General features: G+C 45.4%; 3 protein-coding genes. 2 read left to right on the forward strand and 1 reads right to left on the reverse strand.

Features of this window, described 5'->3' with window-relative positions; genetic code table 11:
* Positions 1 to 854 (reverse strand): respiratory nitrate reductase subunit gamma (locus B3W37_RS10505; RefSeq protein ID WP_483175699.1); only part of this gene is annotated, 854 nt, incomplete at its 3' end.
* A gap of 247 nt (positions 855 to 1,101) precedes the next feature.
* Between B3W37_RS10505 and B3W37_RS10510 the strand changes: the two genes are divergently transcribed.
* Both B3W37_RS10510 and B3W37_RS10515 read left to right on the forward strand, forming a co-directional pair.
* The gene (locus tag B3W37_RS10510; RefSeq protein ID WP_483169827.1) at positions 1,102 to 1,905 is read left to right on the forward strand and encodes a 2-oxo acid dehydrogenase subunit E2; all 804 of its coding nucleotides are present in this window, start codon (positions 1,102 to 1,104) and stop codon (positions 1,903 to 1,905) included.
* 875 nt (positions 1,906 to 2,780) lie between these two features.
* Positions 2,781 to 3,096: GNAT family N-acetyltransferase (locus B3W37_RS10515; RefSeq protein WP_483175701.1), on the forward strand; the 316-nt coding region annotated here is incomplete at its 3' end.

A 3,096-nucleotide genomic window follows, 5' to 3' on the forward strand; every position in this document is an offset into this window, starting at 1 on the left:
ACACCAAAGCGTTCCGCCTCTTCGATGTTTTCAATCAACGGAACCGCCTTGGGGTCCAAATCCCGGCTGTAATATCCGATCATGCCGGTGAAGATATGCCACAGCTTGGTGAAGGGCACCACGGCGATAAAGAGGAAGGCCAGGAACATATGCGACCACCAGCTCAGGCGGTGCCACAGCACCAGACCGTCCAGGCTCATGCTTTTAAACAACCATGCAAACATCCAGCCTACCGGGGAAGCGTCCTGTTCATAGGCGATCTGCTGTAAGGTGGTGGAGAGCTTGATCTGGGCGGCGATGCGCAGCCCTTCCACCAGGAAGCCTCCCAAAAGGATGGCGAAGACCAGGGCCAGAATCCAGCCGTCCGCCGGTTTATGGTCATTGAGGCGATCCGGGCGGCGAATATAGCGTATAAAGGCCAGAACCACAATCCCAAGCATGGCGAAGAAGCCCCCCACGTCGGCCAGCCAGGATATCAGGTAATAAAGCCAGCCGGTCATCTCCGGGAAGCCGATGCGCTCCCAGGCGGCAAAGGCGGCGGTAGCAATCAGGAGAAATATGAAGCCCCAGAACAGGGCCAGGTGCATCACCCCTGCCAGCGGCTTGCGCAATACCTGCGCCTGGGAAAAGGTATTGAAAAGCCAGGAGGCCACGCGCCTCCCTACCTGGTCGTTGCGGTGCAGCCCGCTCTGGGCCAGCCGCCACACCCGGAAGCGCCGGTAGGCCCCATAAAAAAGGAACCCCAGGGGGATGAACATGAACACGTAGACCAGCCATTCATAGGGAATATTGGCTCCCACCACCCGCATGGGGACATCATGCCCGCCGGTGAAGGGCTTGTAAGCGAATATCATGGTATGCCTCCTCGCCAGATCGCGTATTATTCCAATTCTATAAGCTTAATCTGACTCAGAGGGTATCAAATTATTCCAGAAGTAGTGTTATTTACTGTAAGTGCGGCCTAAAAAGAGCCCCCGACGTCTAAGTCCCAGTTCTTCTGCTCCTCATGCGGAGAATCAATTTGGCGATATTTTTGAAGCACATCTATTATACTAATTAGGAGTCATGCCGGATCAAACCGGTTTGAAGGAGGCGGAGGCCGTGGATAATACCGGCAAATTTAAAATAGAGACATTCCCTTTGAGTCGAATATCCACCTATGATATCGGCCAGGTTGGATTAAGCAAACATCATCTGAAGGCGTTAATAGAGTTAGACGTGACCGAAGCGCGTAAGTTGATTGCGCAAAAAAGGAAACTATCCAAAGGGATTTCCTTCAATGCATGGCTAATCAAGTGCATTAGCGAGGTGGTCAGGGAATATCCGCTGCTGCATGGTATAAGAAAAGGCAAGAGAAAAGTGATCGTATTTGAGGATATAGATATATCTATAATGATCGAAAGGGAGATTCAAGGCAAAAGAGTGCCTTTGCCATATGTGATTAGGAGAACCAATGAAAAGAGCATTACAGAAATATGGAAAGAAATAGAAGATGGGAAAAAGCAGACCATTGACAATGAGGGCAATTATGTTTTAGGGGAAGCCAAAGACGAGAAATTAATGAAATGGTATTATATGCTGCCGGGGTTCATAAGAAGAACCATATGGAGAGGCATAATTCGAAATCCGTTTGTGACCAAACAAAATATGGGCACGGTAATGATAACCTCTGTCGGTACGGTGGGCCGGATCAATGGCTGGGTAATACCGGTGAGCGTTCACCCCGTATGTTTTGCAGTAGGGTCAATAATAAAAAAGCGCAGTGTCATTGATAACGGAACGGAAACCAGGGAATATCTTAAAATGACAGTTTTGGTGGACCATGACGTTATTGACGGAGCACCGGCCGCCAGGGCACTCTCTAAACTCATTAAAATGATCGAAAGCGGGTACGGATTAGCTTAATCTCAGGCGGGTTAACCGACGCAAGGATTCCCAAAAATGTTCAATGAATGAACTCCTAGCCGCCCTTAAGTACTTGATTGTACTGCTCCAGCACCTTATAATTTAAAGTGCTTTAAAAACAAGCCGATGTGGCTCAGTGGCAGAGCAGCTGATTCGTAATCAGCAGNNAACCGGTAGAAAAGGCACACTTGGTATATGACCTTGTAAACTCTGAGTCCAAAGAACTGCTTAAAGCATATCTGGAAGAAGTAAAGGATGCTGGAGAATTTGAAGAAGATGTATAAAGTAGAAAGCACTGATTCCAGGATCGTTGATTATTTTTTGTAAGACTCCTTTGTAAGTTATCTAGCAAGCAAAATGATTCCTAAAATTGGGGATAAATTTGCCGAGGAAATAAAGCCAAAGACATCGCAGATTTTTATAACTTTTGCAAGATCGCAGTTTGTTCATATATCAAATGTTATCCTTAAAAATAGCCCCATGACATATGTTTTCGAAACACCTTGGGAAACATATGGCGATGCAATCAAAAATCCTGATTAATTTAATCTATACCTGACAGACCCGGGCATCGCCAAAATGTCGCCAAAAAATCAAAAACAGTACACAAAAAGTTTAACAAGTGAGTATGCGGTGTTGGAGAAAATGCCCATATATTCAGATTTCATGGCATAGGAGATAACTGGAAAAACACCTCGCGGCGCAATTCGTAACCAGCAGGTCGGCGGTTCGAATCCGCCCATCGGCTCCAGGAAAAATAAGGCCCCTCCGTGGTTTGGAGGGGCTATTGATTTTGCCCTGGACCCTGCATAAGTAGTAATGGGAAAGCTAAGATACACTTTTTGCTAAATAATATTTTGTAAAGTGGTGGATTTATGAATATTTTAGAAAAGTTTGCTGATGTACCTAAAATAGAAACGGAACGTCTCATCCTTAGAAAAATCACATTAGATGATGCAGAAGATATGTATTTATATGCTTCGAATGAAGAAGTAACGAGATATGTAACTTGGGATACCCATTCTTCATTGTCAGATACAATTGAATTTATAAATACGTTTTTACCTCAATATGATGCTCTATGGGGGATTGAGTTTAAAGAAAATGGTAAATTTATTGGAACAGTTCACTTTGTTTGGTGGCAGCCAGAACACAATAGTGCTGAAATTGTAGTCTTGCACGCTAGATTTC

This window comes from Syntrophomonas sp. UBA5494, assembly GCF_002426325.1.